The organism is Aldersonia sp. NBC_00410 (genome assembly GCF_026342035.1).
Taxonomy (GTDB): domain Bacteria; phylum Actinomycetota; class Actinomycetes; order Mycobacteriales; family Mycobacteriaceae; genus Aldersonia.
The window spans coordinates 260,436-276,601 of the sequence record NZ_JAPENM010000001.1 but is presented as its reverse complement, the minus strand read 5'-3'; the positions used below and the strand labels follow the sequence as shown (position 1 = coordinate 276,601).

The following is a 16,166-nucleotide window of genomic DNA, read 5'->3' as shown; positions in this document are numbered from 1 at the left end:
CGACCGGCGGGCTCATACCACTCGGATGATCCGCACGGCCGATCGAGGTGACAAGTTCGATGTATGACCAGTGACATCGCCGATTCGGTACTCGATACCGCGGATGAATTGGGACCTGTCGACTATCTCGTCGTGGAGTATCCGCCGGGCTGGACGCCGGACGGTACCGCGCTCACCCTGCTACTCGACCTCGTCGACCGTGACATCGTGCGGGTCCTCGACCTGACGTTCATCCGCAAAGACGCCGACGGAACCATCGCCATCACCGAGATTGCAGATCTCAACCTCGACGGGCATATCGACGTCGCGTTGTTCGCCGAGGCGTCGAGCGGCCTGCTCGATTCCGGGGATCTCAACGACGCGGGCGGTGTGCTCGAGCCGGGCTCCTCGGCGGCGGTCCTCGTGTACGAGAACCGTTGGGCAGCACCGTTTGCCGCCGCCGTGCGACGCAGCGGCGCACAGCTCGTCGCGTCCGGGCGAATCCCGGCCCAGGGTCTTCTCGAATCCGTCGATGCGCTCGACGGCGACAACTGAAACGACAGGAGCACAAGCATGCCTGGATTGTTGCGCGGAGTTGCACGAACCGCTGTGATCGCCGGTACGGCGACCTCGGTGTCGAACCGGGTCTCGCGCCGGCAGGGACAGCGCTGGGCGCAGCAGGAATACGAACAAGCGCCGCCCCCACCCCCGGCCCAGCCGGTCGCAACGCCACCACCGGCCGCTAGCGGAGCGGCGACGTACGACCGGATCGAGGCACTGCAGAAACTTGGCGAACTCAAGGCGCAGGGCGTGCTGAGTGAAGAAGAGTTCGCCGCCGAGAAGGCCAAGATTCTGGCATCCTGACCGTCGATGTTCGCAGGCCGCCGAAAGGGGGCAGGGCCGCCATGGCGCAGCCGGCGATACAGCGCACCACCGCCGTTCCCACCGCTCCGGAACGGGCGGGACGCGGCCGGCGAGCCCGCGCGATCACCAGCTTTGCGATGCTGGCGGTACACCACTGTGGGTCCGGTCGTGACCCGATCGGACTGCTGGGCAGGCAGGCGCAGACGCGTCTGCCCGACCTGGTTCCCCTGCACTACAGCCGAATGTCGGACGGCGCCTTCGCTTTCTCCCGCGGGTCTGCGCTGCTGATGGCAGACGACCTGTATCGAGCGCCGAATTCCGGTTTGCGGGTGCAACTGTGCGGGGACGCGCATCTGAGCAATTTCGGGTTCTTCGGCAGCCCCGAGCAGGTGCCGGTATTCGGGATCGACGAGTATGACGAGACCCACCCCGGGCCGTTCGAATGGGACGTCAAGCGGTTGGTCACGAGTCTGGCGATCGCCGCGGACGAGACCGGCTGCACCGTGGCGCAGCGTGACCGGATCACGCGAGCATGCGCAGCGGAATACCGCGAGACGATGGCGGCCGCGGCCGAGCGCGGCACCCTCGCGGTCTGGTACGCCGGCGTCGAGTCCGGGGTGGCGCCGCCGGCGAACGAGGCCGCCCCCCGGGCGGCGGACGAGTTGACCGACATGCTCGACGGTGCGCATCGAATCATCAGCGTGCCGCCCACCGTCGTGCCGATCGAGGAACTGTTCGCCGACGCGGACGAGTGCTACCGGAACCTGATCGGTCGACTGAGCGCGTTTCGCACGACGCTGCGCTGGGAGACACGTGTCCTGGTGGATCAGTTCGAACTGATCCAGGCCGCTCGGACGGCAATTGGCGTGCGCAGCGTCGGCGCCCGAGTCTGGCTGCTGTACCTGCGCGGGGTGGTCGACCGGGATCCGTTGTTGCTGCAGGCCAAGGAGGCTCAGCCGTCGGTCCTTGCGGGCTATCTCGGCGGGCCGAGCTTCGCGAATCAGGGCGAACGCGTGGTGGAGGGCCAGCGACTGATGCAGCACACCCCCGACCCGTTCCTCGGCTGGGCGAGCGGGTGGGATCTCGACGGCGCGCGACGGGATTTCTACCTGCGCAGGCACGTCGACCGGACCGGGCCGGCGGAGGTCGAATCGTTGTCGGCCACCGGCCTGACCGGATACGGGCGGGCATGTGCGCGGGTGCTGGCCCAGGCACACGCCCGGTCCGGTGACCGCATCGCGATCGCTTCGTACCTGGGATCGACCGACGAATTCGACGACGCCATGGTTTCTTTCGCCACGTCGTATTCGGAACAAAATCAGCTCGATCACGCCGCGTTGCTCGCGGCAATAGCGGACGATCGCATCACGGCCCCACTTGGGACGTGATGCCGCCGACGGAGAAACCGTCCGGTGTAAGGAAAGGGATCGTGATGGTCACCACCGATACCGCCGGCAGCGGACTCGCCGACGATGAGCGCGCCGAACTCGAGCGGCTGCGTGCCGAGGTCGCGGAGCTGCGCGCCGGCGCCGCCCCCACGCCGCCGACATCCGGTCCCGATCTCGGGACGGCACCCCGGGCGCCGCACCACATTTGGCGATGGATCGGGGTCGGCATCCTGATTGTGCTGGTCGCGGTGCTGGCGCTGACCTCGGTGACGACACGATTCGTGCGCAGCCAAGTGCTCGACACCGACCGCTATGTCTCGACGATCGCGCCGATCGGGTCGGACTCGGCGGTACAGGCCAACATCGCCGACCAGATCACCGACGAAGTGTTCGACCGGGTCGACATCGAGACCATGACCGCGAACGCGTTGACCGCACTGACCCAGATCCCCGTTCTCGACGGCAACACGCCACGTCTCGATGCCGCGGTGGTCGGGCTGGCGCCGGTGATCGCCGGCCAGGCCAAGAATTTCGTGCACGACACCGTGACGCAGTTGGTGCAGTCGCAGCAGTTCGAGGACCTCTGGATCGCGGCCAATCGCGCCGCACATAAGGCGCTCGTCACGGTCGTCACCGGCGAAGGTGGACCCGAAGCCGTGCAGATCGACGACAAGGGCACGGTGAGCATCTCGCTCGCGCCGATCATCGAACAGGTCAAGAGCAGGCTCGCCGAGCGCGGATTCGCGTTCGCCGACAAGATCCCCGCCGTCGACAAGCAGTTCGTACTCATCCAGTCGCCCGATCTGGTTAAGGCACAACGCGCCGTGAATGCCCTCGACAAGGTGGCGACCTGGCTGCCCTGGCTGACCATCGCCGCGGCCGCGGCGGCGGTCGCGCTTGCCCCGACCGGCCGACGGCTGCGCGCGCTGATGCTCGTCGGAGTCGCGCTGGTGGTGAGCATGCTGCTGCTCGCGATCGGCATTCTCATCGGTCGAGCCGTCTACCTGGACAACGTGCCGGCCGACGTGCTGACCCCCGGCGCCGCGACCGCCGTGATCGACACCCTGCTGGTGCCGCTGCGGACGGCGCTGCGCGCGGTCGCGGTGCTCGGCATCGTCATCGCCGTGGTGTCGTATCTGGTCGGCGGCTCGCGTTCGGCGGTCGCGGTGCGCAGCGGCTTCGGTCGCGGGCTCGATGCCGTCAACAAGCGCCGCTCGGGTCGCGAGCCCCGCGAGTTCGAGCGGTGGGGCTGGAACGCCCGGATCCCACTGCGCGTGGCGATCGTCGCTGTTGCCGCCATCGCGCTCATGTTCTGGCGGTACCCGACCGGCCTCGTCGTGGGGTGGATCGTCGTGTTTGCCGTGCTCGCGCTGGTCGCGCTGGAGGTGCTGATCCGTCCCGCGCGTCCCGCGAAGCCGGACGAGGTCGCGGCTGCCTAGGCGGTCGGCGGGGCGTCGGGGCGTGGGAGCTCGTGATCCTGCGCCTTGAACTTGGCTGGTGAACCGCCGTAGCGCGCGACGCCCTCGATGGCGCTCCAGGTCATCATGAGCAGGTAGTCGATGAGGTCCTCGGCGGACATCGACTTGTTCGAGATCCACCAGTGGGTGGCGAGCTGCACGCCGCCGACGATCGAGTAGGCCCAGGGCACCGAGCCGCCGGAATCCATCTCCAGTAGGCGGGCGCGTTCGCCGAGCACGGTGGCGACCACCTCGGCGAACATTCGCTCGGAGTCCGCGATCACGTGCTGGTTCGCGCCGGTGTTGTTGTTCATCACGAACAGGTAGATGTCCGGATCCGTGGCGACGGTGTCCACATAGGCGGTGATCGCCGAGCGGGTGAGCTCGAACTCGCCGCCGCCGCTTGCGATCGCGGCGTAGATGCGCGGCGCCAGAATCGTCTCGACGTAGCGCAGCATCGTCGCGTTGATCAGATCGCCCTTGTCGGCGAAGTAGCGGTACAACACGGTTTTGGAGACGCCGATCTCGGCGGCGATCTCGTCCATGCCGATATTGCTCCCGCGTGCCCGGATCGCGGCCAGCGTGCCGTCGACGAGTTCCTCGCGGCGCGCGATCTTGTGCTCACGCCAGCGTCGCTTGCGCCCGTCCGGTTTCTCCGTCGCGGCCGGCCGATCGATGTGAATGGCTTCGTCGGTGGACAGGGTCGCTCCTCGGATTGCGGGTTTCGGGCGGACCGTATCGACGGGTCGCGCCCACTCCAGCTTAAGCCGCTTCCCATCATCCTCCCGGCGTGCGTCCGAAGCCGGGGCATTGGCATGCCCGGGATGTGCTCCCCGATTCGGCACAATCGGTATGTGGAAGCGATGACGACCCAACAGCCGGCGCCGAACCCCGCACCGCGCCGGACCGGCGGCACGGGCGAGCCGATAAGTCCGCCCGGCCCGTTGGACGAAGAGGCCAAGCGCCGTGACCTGCGGCGGATGAAGGCCGTGGCCACCGGATTCCTCGTCGTCGCGACCGCGGTTTACCTGTTCTGCTCCTGGCTGGAGACCCAGGATGCGGGAGAGTGGGTCGGCTACGTCAAAGCCGCGGCCGAGGCGGGCATGGTCGGCGCGCTGGCCGACTGGTTCGCGGTGACCGCGCTGTTCCGGCATCCGCTGCGGCTGCCGATTCCGCACACCGCGATCATTCGCAAGAAGAAGGACCAGCTCGGTGAGAGTTTGGGCGCGTTCGTCGGACAGAACTTCCTCGCGCCCGAAGTCGTCACCGCGAAGGTCGCCTCGACGCAGGTGCCGCTGCGGCTCGGGGGCTGGATGGCGCAGCCGCGACATGCCAAGCGGGTGGCGGCGGAGGCCTCGGCGATGCTCGGCGCGCTGGTCGGGGTGCTGCGCGACGAGGACGTGCACCAGGTGATCGACCAGGCCATCGTGCGGCGCCTCGCGGAACCGCAGTGGGGACCGCCCATCGGCAAGGTGCTCGCGGAGCTGCTGTCCGAGAACCGGCAGCGACCGCTGATCGACATGCTCGCCGACCGCGCCCATCAATGGGCGCTCGGCAGCCAGGAGACCATCGACAAGATCGTGCTGCGCGACTCGCCGTCGTGGTCCCCGAAATTCGTCGACATTCTGCTGGCCGAGAAGATCTACCGCGAGCTGGTCGAATTCACCTGGAAGGTGCGCTCGACACCGGACCACGAGGTGCGCCTGGCCGCGAACCGTTTCCTGGTCGATTTCGCGCAGGATCTGCAGTACGACGAGGCGACGATCAAAAAGGCCGAGCGGGTCAAGGACGAGATCATGGGCCGCGAGGAGATCAGCGGCCTCGCCGAAACGACCTGGAAGGTGGCCAAGCGGCTGATCCTCGAGTCGGTCGACGACCCGAACAGCACGCTGCGCCGCAAACTCGCCATCAATATCCAGCAGCTGGGCGAGCGGTTGTGTAACGAGGACCAGTTGCGTGCCAAGGTCGACCGGTGGATCGAGGGCGGCGCCCGCTATCTCGCCGAGAACTATGCGACCGAGATCACCACGATCATCACCGACACTGTCGCGCGCTGGGATGCCGAGGAGGCGAGCAAGAAGATCGAGCTGCAAGTCGGCCGTGACCTGCAGTTCATCCGGATCAACGGCACCGTCGTCGGTGCCTTGGCCGGCCTGGCGATCTACACGATCTCGCAGGTGCTGTTCGGCGCCTGACTCCGCCCGCGCGGCGGGGTGCTAGCAGACTGCTTGCAATTGCTAGCACCTGCTCGTAGGCTGGCGAATGCACGAACGGCCGGAAGGTGAGTGATGGCAGACGACCACGAGAAGTCGGGCACCGTATCCGGGGAGGCAACCGAAGCCCTGGAGAACGTGCACGAACTGGTGGTCAACGCCGCGCAGGACATCGGCGGTTTCATTCGCACGCAACGCGAATCCGCCGAAGTTTCCCTGCGTCAGCTCGCAAAGCTGGCGGGAGTGAGTAACCCGTACCTGAGTCAGATCGAACGCGGGCTGCGAAATCCGTCGGCCGAGGTCCTCGCGCAGATCGCCAAGGGTCTGCGCGTGTCTGCGGAAGTTCTGTATGTCCGCGCGGGGCTGCTCGAGCAGCGACCGCACGGACCCATCCGCGACGCCGTGCTTACCGATCCGTCGATCACGGAACGGCAGAAGCAGGTGCTGCTGGAGATCTACGACTCCTTCCGCAGTGAGAACGACAAATTGCAGGCAACGCGCCCGGTAGCAGACCCGACAGCGGCGTCGGATGCTTCCCAACCCGGTCCCGCCGAGCCCGCCAACGACAACTCGCCTCGAGTTAAGGAGTACGACAATGACTGAGCCGACCACCATCGACGGTGTCCGCAAGCCGCTTTTCGCCACCGTTGGCGCCTACGACGCTGCCTACGAGGCGATCGCCGACCTGGTCACCCAGGTCCGTGAGCGCGCCGAAAACACCAGCACCGACGTCTCGGGCCGGGTCGACGACGCCCGCGAGCGGTTCGCCACCCTCCCTGCCGACGTGCAGGAGCAGATCGAGGCTCTCCGTGAGCGACTGGCCGCGCTGCCGTCCGAGCTGCCCGAGGACATCGCCGAACTGCGCGAGAAGTTCACCACCGAAGAACTGCGCAAGGCCGCCGAGTCCTACCTCAAGGTCGCGCTGGATCTCTACTCGGATCTCGCCGTGCGCGGCGAGGAGACCGTCGAGCGGCTGCGCACCAAGCCGACCGTGAGCGAGCGCATCGAAAAGGTCGAGGGCCTTTACAACGATGCCGTCAACCAGACCCAGGACGCGCTGGCCAAGGTCTCCGAGCAGGCCCGTTCCGTTGGTGAGCAGGCCGCGAAGCTGACCGGTCGCTACAGCGCCAAGGGTGAAGAGGTCGTCGCGGAGGCCACCGACGCCGTCGCCGAGACGGTCGAGGAAGCCGCTACGACTCCGGCGCCGAAGAAGGCGCCGGCCGCCAAGAAGGCTGCTCCGGCCAAGAAGGCGCCCGCAAAGAAGGCACCGGCCAAGCGGACTGCTCCGGCCGAGAGCTGATCAAACTCGCCGAAACGTCCCCATTGGACTGATTCGGTTTCACGAATCGCGGAACGAAAGCCGCTCCTCCGCCACATCGGCGGGGAGCGGCTTTCTTCTATATTGGAGGCGTGTACACCATCAACGGGCTGACCGGCGCCATCCTTTTCGTGCTCTGGCTCATCGCGGTCGCCGGTGCGGTATTCGCGCTCGTCCACGCCGTGCGTCAGCGGCAGGACGCGTTCACCGCGGTGGACAAGCTCAGCAAGCCGATCTGGCTCGGCATCCTCGCAGTCTCGCTGTTGGTCCTGATGATCACTTCGGTGGTCGGCTTCTTCGGCATCATCGCGGTCGTCGCCGTCTGCGTGTATCTGGTGGACGTCCGCCCGCGCGTCGACGAGATCCAGCGTGGCCCGCGCTGGTAGCGCACCACACCGGCACGAATTCCGATCGGTGGCGCGCTGGGCCACGACCTTGCCAATGAGTATTGGGACAATGCTAGTGTGATTGGATGCCTGGCTTTCTCGCGTCCGAATCCGCGCGCCTGTTACGCGGGCTCGCAGAAATCGTCGAGCCGCGCGAGGACGCACCGCGAGAAATGCGCATCGACGACCTGGCCCGCGCGGCAGGCGTCAGCGTGCGTAACGTCCGCGTCTACCAAGAACGTGGATTGCTCCCGCCGCCGCGCCGCACCGGCCGCACCGCCTGGTACAGCGAGGCGCACCTGGCCCGACTCGACCTGATCGGCCGGATGCTCGACCGCGGCTACACGTTCGCCGCCATCGGGGAACTCCTCACCGCCGCGCGCTACGGCATGCGCGTCGAGGACGTCCTCGCTCGCGCGAACCTGGACGCGCCCGGCACTCCCGCCGATGTGCCGGTCACCTTGCACCCTGCCGAGCTCGCCGACCTGCTTGGCGCCGAAAACCTCGCCGCGGCCATCGCGGCCGGCCTGTGTGTGCCCGTTGGCGACGGCTACCGGGTTGCGAGCGCCCGGCTTATCGAGGCGACGCGGATACTCACCGAGGCCGGCGTCACACCCGGTGCGCTGATCGAACAGGCGGCCGCGGTCCGGCACAATTTGCGCGACGTGGCGCAGCGCTTCGTCGGCTTGATCACCGACCCGTACCTGGCCGCCGCGCCACTCGAAGTCGACGAGCAGGCGGTTTCTCGCTTGGCCGAGGAGCTGTCGGACAAGGCGCGCAAGGTCACCGCCGACGCGGTCTCCGCATTGCTGGCGGAGGCGATGGAAGAGGCGATTTCCGAGTCGCTCGAGCGACTTGCCCGCCGGCTTTCGATTCCGGAAAACGCCACACAGGGGAGTGTCGAGTGACCAAGCGAACCATCCTCACCGGGCTCGCGATCGCCGCCGGAGCCGCCGGCGCGATCGGAGTCGCCGCGGCCCTGCGCGCCCGCGGCGACGATCCACCGCGGGGCCGGTACGACGATGAGTTGCTCAACACCCCCGCACTCGCGCCCGAGGTCATCGAGGTCACCAGCGACGACGGCGCGCGACTGCGGGTGCATGCCTACGGACCGGCCGACGGCGACGTCATCGTGCTGAGCCACGGCTGGACCTGCAACATCGAGTACTGGTACCCGCAGATCAATGCACTGGCCGGGGAGTACCGAGTGATCGCCTACGACCAGCGCGGTCACGGCGGAAGCGAGATCGGCCCCAAGCGATTCAGCACCGATCTGCTCGCCGACGATCTCGCGGCCGTGCTCGCCGCGGTCGTGCCGGAGGGGCGGACCGCGGTCATCGCCGGGCACAGCATGGGCGGGATGAGCATCATGGCGTGGGCCGCGCGCTATCCCGATCAGGTGCGGCGCTACGCGGGTGCGGTGCTGCTGGCCAACACCGGTTCGCATCGGCTCGTGCCGGACTCGAAGCTCATTCCAATGCCGGCACGCGCTCCCGCCATGCCGGTGATCGCCGGACGGATGTTGCTCGGTGCACCCTTGCCCTTGCCCAGGACGAAGCTGGTGCGGGCGGCGTTGCAGGACCGGGTGATGTGTCGTTACGCCACCCCGGAGCAGGTGGAGTTCGCCTCGAATATCATCTTCGACTGCCCCCCGCGGGTTCGCGGTAAGTGGGGCGTCGTGCTGTCCCGGCTCGACCTGCGGGCCGCGTTCGATCACCTCGACGTCCCGACCAGCGTGCTGGCCGGCGAATGCGACAACCTGACGCCGCCGGTGCACGCCGAGCGGCTCGCCGAGGCGCTGGAGCAGGCCGGGGTGCTCGACCACTTCGAGGTGATTCCGAAAACCGGTCACCTCAGCAATATCGAGGCGGCGCGGCGCTTCAACACCGAACTGCTTCGGTTGGCGGAGAAGTCGCGCGCGCTGGTCGAAACCGGCTAGCTGAACACCACGGTCTTGCGGCCGTGCATGAGCACCCGATCCTCGAGATGCCAGCGCAGGCCGCGCGAGAGCACCAATTTCTCGATATCGCGGCCCTGCCGGACCATGTCGGCCACCGCGTCGGCGTGGTCGACGCGGATCACGTCCTGCTCGATGATCGGTCCGGCATCGAGTTCGGACGTCACGTAGTGGCAGGTCGCGCCGATCAGCTTCACCCCGCGCGCGTACGCCTGGTGATAGGGGCGGGCGCCGACGAACGAGGGCAGGAAGCTGTGGTGGATGTTGAGCGCCCGGCCGGCCCAGTGTTCACACAGCGGTGCGGGCAGCACCTGCATGAACCGGGCGAGCACCACGGCGTGCGGGTCGTGCGCATCGACGAGTTCGCGGAGCGCTTCGAACGAGGGTGCGCGGTCACCCGGGTCCGCCGGAAACGGCACATAGTGGAAGCCGATCCCGTGCGCTGCCGCGATCGGCTCGAGATCCTTGTGGTTGCCGATGACGGCTTCGATGGTGCCGGGCAGCTCGCCGCCCGCCGCGCGGCCGAGCAGGTCGTGCAGGCAATGCGCCTCACGGCTGACGAGCACCACGATCCGCTTCGGTTTGCCGGTGTCGTGCAGCCGCCACTCCGTGTCCGGGCCGAGGTCGGCGGCGACCGCGGTAAACCGCTCGCGGAACTCGTCGGCGTCGATGTCCAACGACGACGCCTGCACGGCCTGGCGGGTGAAGAACCAACCGGTATCGGCGTCGGCGTGATAACCGGCCTCCACGATCGAGCCCCGCAGCTCGGCGATGAAACCGCTGATCCGGGAAACGATGCCGGTGCGGTCGCGGCAGCCGAGGGAGATCACATAGCGACGGTCGGCGGAATTGGCCGTCGTACTCGAAACGCGCGCAATCATGTCGTCAGTGTGGCAGTTGTCTCACCGAGGTCCGCACCCACTCCCGGGCGACCGCCCATCAGCCGATCGTCGCGGTACCGATCAAGGTGCCGAGGTCGATCGTGTGCACGTCCCGCTCGACCAGCAGGGACAGATAGTCGTCGCGAATCCGTGCCACGGTTTCCCCGTCGAACTTCGCCAATGTGCCGCGCAGCGCGCTGCCCGCAACCATGTCCCAGCACACCTGCTCGGTCGCGGGAACGAAGGCGGACAGCTCGCGGACCGTGACCGCACTGCCGCCGATCCTGGTCAGCCACTCGGTGAGATGTTCGATCGTGTCGAGTTTGGTGGCCCGGTCGCGGGCCGCGCCCGCATCCACCGTGCGTCGCGCGGGCTCCTCGTCGGAATACCGGCCGAGAACCTCGAAGTAGGGGCCAGTGAATGCGCTGAGCGAGCCGGATCGCCACACCGACACGCCGAACCGCCCGCCCGGCCGGAGCAACCCGAGCAACCGGTGCACGGCGCGGTCCATGTCCGGCAGGAAGAACACCCCGTAGGAGGAGCTGAGCGCGTCGTAGCCGGCGTCGGGAACCGAGCTCGGCGGCTCCCATAGGGTCGCGTCCGTGGCCACGAAATCCACGTTCTGCAGCGCGCGTTGGGAAGCGACGAGCCTGCCTTCCTCGAGCAGGTCGTCGGCCAGATCGATGCCGTGCACCCGACCGGTGGGTCCGACCGCCATCGCCGCGGGAATCGCGGAGGAGCCTGCGCCGCAGCAGAAGTCGAGCACGGTCTCGCCGGGCCGCAACTGCAACTGGTACGCCAGTGCTTGTCCGGTCGGGCCCCAGATCAGCGGGGTGTTTCGGATGAACGAATCGCGACCGGCGTTGAAGACGGCCGCGAACTCCGACTGAGGCATGACGCGATCGTAGTGGCGCGTTCGCGCCTTCGGGCCCGTGTGACAGGCTCACGGGCATGTCCGATGCACAGCCGACCCGGGCCGACGTGGCCGCCATGATCGATCACACGTTGCTCAAGCCGGAGGCAACTCCCGACGACGTGGCCGCACTGGTGGCCGAGGCCCGTGAACTCGGCGTGCTGGCCGTCTGCGTATCGCCGTCGATGCTGCCGGTGCAGGCGCCGGGACTGGTGACCGCCGCGGTCGCGGGGTTCCCGTCCGGCAAGCACCACTCGTTGGTCAAGGCGTCCGAGGCGCGCTTCGCCGTGCAGCAGGGTGCCGCCGAGATCGACATGGTGATCGACGTCGGCGCCGCGGTCGCGGGTGACTTCAACGCGATCCTCGCCGACATCGTCACCGTTCGTGAGGCCATCGGCGAGGGCACCGTGCTGAAGGTGATCATCGAATCCGCCGCGCTCACCGACGAGGCGATCGTCGGCGCCTGCCGTGCTGCCGAGCAGGCCGGCGCCGACTTCGTGAAGACCTCCACCGGGTTTCACCCTGCCGGCGGGGCCGACGTGCACGCGGTGGCGCTGATGGCCGAGACCGTCGGCGGCCGGTTGGGCGTGAAGGCCAGCGGTGGCATCCGGACTGCCGGAGCGGCACTCGAACTCATCGCCGCGGGGGCGACCCGACTCGGGCTCTCACAGTCTCGCGCGGTGCTCGACGGGCTGTAGCGGCGCGACGCCTAAACGCCGCACCGGGCCGAATCATCGGTTGCCTGCGGCACGTCATAGGCGCCGCCGGCCAGCGACATCGTGATACCGGTGTCGTCCACCACCAGCGACTGCGGAGTCATGCCGAGTGGGTAGTTCTGCAGGCTGGTGCTGATGATCTGCACGACACCGTCCACCAGGTCGGTGGGGATGCCGAGGCCGAGCACCTCGGCCGACACCGTCTCGACGTCGACCATGCCGTTGCCGACGACCGGCCGCACGACGAGCTGGGCCAGCCCGGCCGGCCCGACATCGAAGGTGAGCGTGCCGTCGGCCGCGCTCGACTGCACCGAGCTGATCAGGCCGCCGAACGTCTGTGCTTGCACCGTGCGCAGGATGCCGTCCGCGCTCCAGGCGATGTCTGCGCTCGAGTTACCGATGGACGCGGCCGAGGTATCGGTGCCGGTGATGTCGATGTCGTTCGCCCGAGCGTGCACCTGCATGTCCTGGGCAGGCCCGAACGAGGAGTCCGCGCTGTCGATGGTGACGTGCGGGACCTGCTTGTCGATCGCCTGCAGCAGCACGGGTTTCGCGCTCAGGCCGATATCGACCTGGGAGCCGAGGTCGGCCTCGAACTGTTCGGTCAGGCAGTTGACCACCGTGTGGCGGGCGTAGAGTTCGGCCCCGACCAGGCCGGCCGCGAGTAACACCACGACGACGATCACGATGGCCAGCACCCGATTGCGCCTCGACTTGGGCGCCGGTGCGGGAGCGTTCATCTGGGTCACCATTGCGCCGATTGTCCCCGAAGTTGCTGAGCAGGCCCTGTGAGCAACTCCCGTAAATCTGTGACGTGGCACACATCGGCGGGCGTAGCCTGTCGCCATGCCGCGTGCCGACCGTGCCGAAGACGAGGTCTTCCCGATGCTCGCCGACCTCGCGCGTCGGCAGGGCGGATACCTGACCGCGCGACAGGCCCGTGCGGCCGGTTGCAGCCCCGCCCGGCTGCGCGCCGGACTGACCCGATCGGACCTGTATCAGGTGCACACCAACCTGCTGCGCCTCGCGTATTGGCCGGCCGGTCCGTTCGACGAGTACGCAAAATGGTGTGCATGGTTCGAGGGCACGGCGACGGTTTCGCATCAGAGCGCCGCACAACTGCACGGACTCGGCCGGTTGCGGCCGCGGTTGGTGCACTTGAGTGCGCCCACCGGCGCGCCGGTCGGCGTCGCCGAGGTGGCGGTGCGGCGGGCCACGCTGACCGCCCGCGACGTCGAGTCGGCCGGCACGTTCGTCGTCACCACGCCACAACGCACGATTCTCGACCTCGCCGACTGCGGGATCGCGCAGCACATGCTCGACGAGGTGGTCGGTGACGCGCTCGCGATCGGGCGCGCCGACGCCGACTCGATAGCCGCGGCGGCCGCCGCAGCGCCCGACCGGGTGGCGCGACGGATCAGTGCCGCGCTGTCGGCGACCTGCTGAGCGCTCGGCTCAGAACCAGCTGTCGCGCATGTCCAACGTGGTGCGGTCCAGCCGTTCCAGCAGATCGAGCTGCGGTCCCACCTTCGGCAGTTCGAAGGCGAAGAAGAACCGCGCGGCCTGCCGCTTGCCGTCGTAGAAGTCACCGGTCCGGCCCTGTGTGGCGACGAACTGGTCGAGCCAGATCCAGGCAATCACCAGGTGGCCGAACGCCTCGAGGTAGACCGCGCTGTTGGCCAGCACCAGCTCCGGGTCGCCCGAGGCCCACATCGACGCGGTCACCGTGACGAGCCGCTGCCACGCGGCGTCGAGCTGCTCGGCGAGCTCGCTCGGGTCACCCGTCAACGCCCCGGCCGAGGCGACCGTCTTCGCGATCGCACCGCCGAGCGCCGCCACGCAGGCACCGCCCTGCTGGGGTACCTTGCGGCCCAACAGGTCCAGGCTCTGGATGCCATGGGTGCCCTCGTGGATCGGGTTGAGCCGGTTGTCCCGGTAGTGCTGCTCGACGTCGTACTCCCGGGTGTAGCCGGCGCCACCAAGCACCTGGATCGCCAGATTGTTGGCCTCCAGGCACCACTGCGACGGCCAGCTCTTCGCGATCGGCGTGAGGATGTCGAGCACGAGCTGCGCAGTGTCGCGCTCGGCGTCGGACTCGGGTGAGCGGGTGAGGTCGACGAGCTTGGCGCAGTACAGGTTCAGCGCGAGCGCGCCCTCGACGTAGGCCTTCTGCGCAAGCAGCATCCGTCGCACGTCGGTGTGCTCGACGATCGGCACCTGCGGTGACGCTGATCCCTTGTGCACGACCGAGCGGCCCTGCGGCCGATTGCGCGCGTAGTCCAGCGATTTCAGGTAGCCGGTGTAGCCGAGGGCGGTGGCGCCGAGGCCGACGCCGATCCTGGCCTCGTTCATCATGTGGAACATGTAGGGCAGGCCACGGTGCGCCTCGCCGATCAGGTAGCCGACCGCGCCCGCGCCGCCGCCCGGCGTGTGCTCGCCCTCACCGAAATTGAGCACCGTGTTGACCGTGCCGCGGAAGCCCATCTTGTGGTTGAGCCCGGCCAGTGACACGTCGTTGCGTTCGCCCGGGTTCCCGTCGTCGTCGAGCAGGAACTTCGGCACCAGGAACAACGAGATGCCCTTCGTGCCGGTCGGTCCGCCGGGAATCTTGGCCAGCACCAGGTGGACGATGTTGTCGCCGAGTTCGTGCTCGCCCGCCGAGATCCACATCTTGTTGCCGAACAGTCGGTACGTCCCGTCGTCCTGGGGTTCGGCGCGCGTGACGATATCGGCCAGCGAGGAACCGGCCTGCGGTTCGGACAGCGCCATCGTGCCGTGGAACCGCCCGGCCAGCATCGGCGCGACGAAGCGATCGACCTGTTCGGCGGTGCCGAACCGGCAGATGAGGTTCGCGTTCGCCATGGTCAACAGCGGGTAGGCGGCGGTGGCGACGTTCGCGGCGTGGAAGTAGGCGAACGCGGCGTTTCCGACGGCCGCGGGTAGCTGCGCGCCGCCGACCGCCGCGTCCATCGTCATGCCAACCAGTTCGGCGCGCGCGAAGGCGTCGAGTGCCTCCTCGACCTCGGGGATCAGGTGCACCCGTTCGCCGTCGAAGCGCGGCTCGTTCGCGTCGGAAAGTTTGTTGTGCGTGGCGAAATACTTCGTCGCGACCTGCTCGGAGAGGTCGAGCACGCCGTCGAAGGTCTCGCGCGAATGGTCACGGTAGCGCTCGCGCTTGGTCAGCTCCTCGACGCCGAGCCACTCGTAGAGCAGGAACTCGAGATCTTGGCGTGATAGCAGTGTCGAACGCATTCGGCGGTCCTTTCAATCGCGTGCAAGCCCAGGTTAGTTCGCGGGCATGGCCGTCTCCCACGGGACCGACAGCACGCAATCGCGCATCCGGTGCCGGTAGCTGCGCGCCGGGACACCGTGGTCGCGCAGTCGTTCGAGTGCGTCCCGCCAGCGGACGCGGGGGCCGAACGGCGCGAGCGGCGCGGCTTCGGCCCAGGCGCGGTCCGCGGCGGCGAGCAGCGCATGGACCCGCTCGCCGGGAATGTTGCGGTGGATCAACGCCTTCGGCAGTCGCTCGGCGATATCGGACGGCCGGGCCAGGGCGAACGGATCCCAGGCCAGGGTCAGCGTGCGCGGGCCGGTGGAGTCCAACAGGATCCACGCGCAGCGGCGGCCGAGTTCGTCGCAGGTGCCGTCCACGATCAGCCCGCCCGGGGCGAGTGCGGCCTGCATCGTCGCCCACGCCTCGTGCACGGCGGCCTCGGGATACTGCCGCAGCACGTTGAAAGCGCGCACCAGCACCGGGCGCAGACCGGCGAGTTCGAAGCCGCCGCGGGCGAAGCTCACCCCGTCGCGGCCGGGCACCACGCGTGCCGGGTCGATCTCCAGCCCGACCACCCTGATGTCGGCGCGCACGGTGCGCAGCCGCGCGGCCAGTTCGAACGTGGTGACCGGCAATGCGCCGTAGCCGAGGTCGACGACCAACGGATCCGGGGCGTCCGCCAGAGCCGCGCGCACCTCGGCGTCGTGCACGAGCCAGCGGTCGCTGCGGCGCAGCCGGTTGATGCCGGTCGTGCCGCGGGTGATGACTCCCTGCGGTCGGTGTTCGATGCCGCCCTGCGGGCGATGTTCGATGCCGCCCT

General features: G+C 68.2%; 18 protein-coding genes. 12 read left to right on the top strand and 6 right to left on the bottom strand.

Annotated elements, in window-relative coordinates:
- Positions 1-63: 63 nt before the first annotated feature.
- From OG921_RS01300 to OG921_RS01285, 4 genes are read left to right on the top strand one after another with little or no spacing between them, the layout of a single operon-like run.
- Positions 64-534 (top strand): DUF6325 family protein, encoded by a 471-nt coding sequence (locus OG921_RS01300; protein ID WP_266110527.1) that lies wholly within the window; start codon positions 64-66, stop codon positions 532-534.
- A gap of 18 nt (positions 535-552) precedes the next feature.
- Positions 553-843 carry an SHOCT domain-containing protein gene (locus tag OG921_RS01295; protein ID WP_266110526.1) on the top strand — a complete coding sequence of 97 codons (291 nt, stop codon included), beginning with the start codon at positions 553-555 and terminating at the stop codon, positions 841-843.
- Between the two features lie 41 nt (positions 844-884).
- Positions 885-2,231, top strand: coding sequence for a DUF2252 domain-containing protein (locus OG921_RS01290; protein WP_266110525.1), 1,347 nt, complete (start codon positions 885-887; stop codon positions 2,229-2,231).
- A gap of 44 nt (positions 2,232-2,275) precedes the next feature.
- Positions 2,276-3,670, top strand: a complete 1,395-nt coding sequence (locus OG921_RS01285; RefSeq protein WP_266111020.1) for a hypothetical protein — start codon at positions 2,276-2,278, stop codon at positions 3,668-3,670.
- On the opposite strand, the gene OG921_RS01280 is transcribed toward OG921_RS01285, so the two are convergent.
- The gene (locus OG921_RS01280; RefSeq protein ID WP_266111019.1) at positions 3,667-4,389 is read right to left on the bottom strand and encodes a TetR/AcrR family transcriptional regulator; all 723 of its coding nucleotides are present in this window, start codon (positions 4,387-4,389) and stop codon (positions 3,667-3,669) included. The genes OG921_RS01285 and OG921_RS01280 overlap by 4 nt on opposite strands.
- Positions 4,390-4,668: 279 nt before the next feature.
- Between OG921_RS01280 and OG921_RS01275 the strand changes: the two genes are divergently transcribed.
- The 6 genes from OG921_RS01275 (at position 4,669) to OG921_RS01250 (ending at position 9,544) form a co-directional block, all read left to right on the top strand.
- Complete coding sequence (locus OG921_RS01275) at positions 4,669-5,883, top strand: DUF445 domain-containing protein (RefSeq protein ID WP_266111018.1); 1,215 nt, start codon at positions 4,669-4,671, stop codon at positions 5,881-5,883.
- 93 nt (positions 5,884-5,976) lie between these two features.
- The gene (locus OG921_RS01270) at positions 5,977-6,504 is read left to right on the top strand and encodes a helix-turn-helix domain-containing protein (protein WP_266110524.1); all 528 of its coding nucleotides are present in this window, start codon (positions 5,977-5,979) and stop codon (positions 6,502-6,504) included.
- Positions 6,497-7,201 carry a heparin-binding hemagglutinin gene (locus tag OG921_RS01265; RefSeq protein WP_266110523.1) on the top strand — a complete coding sequence of 235 codons (705 nt, stop codon included), beginning with the start codon at positions 6,497-6,499 and terminating at the stop codon, positions 7,199-7,201. The genes OG921_RS01270 and OG921_RS01265 overlap by 8 nt, the downstream gene beginning before the upstream one ends.
- Positions 7,202-7,311: 110 nt before the next feature.
- Positions 7,312-7,605, top strand: a complete 294-nt coding sequence (locus OG921_RS01260) for a DUF2516 family protein (protein WP_266110522.1) — start codon at positions 7,312-7,314, stop codon at positions 7,603-7,605.
- Between the two features lie 86 nt (positions 7,606-7,691).
- Positions 7,692-8,513 (top strand): MerR family transcriptional regulator, encoded by an 822-nt coding sequence (locus tag OG921_RS01255; protein ID WP_266110521.1) that lies wholly within the window; start codon positions 7,692-7,694, stop codon positions 8,511-8,513.
- Entirely contained in the window at positions 8,510-9,544 is a 1,035-nt protein-coding gene (locus tag OG921_RS01250) for an alpha/beta fold hydrolase (protein ID WP_266110520.1), read from the top strand. The genes OG921_RS01255 and OG921_RS01250 overlap by 4 nt, the downstream gene beginning before the upstream one ends.
- Here OG921_RS01250 and purU read toward each other — a convergent pair.
- Both purU and OG921_RS01240 read right to left on the bottom strand, forming a co-directional pair.
- On the bottom strand, positions 9,541-10,443 hold the full coding sequence (gene purU / locus OG921_RS01245; RefSeq protein WP_266110519.1) for a formyltetrahydrofolate deformylase: 903 nt from the start codon (positions 10,441-10,443) through the stop codon (positions 9,541-9,543). The two genes, OG921_RS01250 and purU, sit on opposite strands and share 4 nt — an antisense overlap.
- Before the next feature lie 58 nt (positions 10,444-10,501).
- Entirely contained in the window at positions 10,502-11,338 is an 837-nt protein-coding gene (locus OG921_RS01240; protein ID WP_266110518.1) for a class I SAM-dependent methyltransferase, read from the bottom strand.
- Positions 11,339-11,394: 56 nt separating this feature from the next.
- On the opposite strand from OG921_RS01240, the gene deoC reads away from it, so the two are divergent.
- Positions 11,395-12,054: a deoxyribose-phosphate aldolase gene (deoC, locus tag OG921_RS01235; RefSeq protein WP_266110517.1), complete on the top strand. Its 660-nt coding sequence runs from the start codon at positions 11,395-11,397 to the stop codon at positions 12,052-12,054.
- 11 nt (positions 12,055-12,065) lie between these two features.
- On the opposite strand, the gene OG921_RS01230 is transcribed toward deoC, so the two are convergent.
- Positions 12,066-12,824 (bottom strand): DUF2993 domain-containing protein, encoded by a 759-nt coding sequence (locus OG921_RS01230; RefSeq protein ID WP_266110516.1) that lies wholly within the window; start codon positions 12,822-12,824, stop codon positions 12,066-12,068.
- Positions 12,825-12,918: 94 nt separating this feature from the next.
- Here OG921_RS01230 and OG921_RS01225 point away from each other — a divergent pair, with 94 nt between their 5' ends.
- Positions 12,919-13,518 (top strand): type IV toxin-antitoxin system AbiEi family antitoxin domain-containing protein, encoded by a 600-nt coding sequence (locus tag OG921_RS01225; RefSeq protein ID WP_266110515.1) that lies wholly within the window; start codon positions 12,919-12,921, stop codon positions 13,516-13,518.
- A gap of 9 nt (positions 13,519-13,527) precedes the next feature.
- Here OG921_RS01225 and OG921_RS01220 read toward each other — a convergent pair whose 3' ends face one another.
- Positions 13,528-15,324 (bottom strand): acyl-CoA dehydrogenase, encoded by a 1,797-nt coding sequence (locus OG921_RS01220; protein ID WP_266110514.1) that lies wholly within the window; start codon positions 15,322-15,324, stop codon positions 13,528-13,530.
- Positions 15,325-15,357: 33 nt separating this feature from the next.
- Positions 15,358-16,134, bottom strand: coding sequence for a class I SAM-dependent methyltransferase (locus OG921_RS01215; protein ID WP_266111017.1), 777 nt, complete (start codon positions 16,132-16,134; stop codon positions 15,358-15,360).
- Positions 16,135-16,166: the final 32 nt, after the last annotated feature.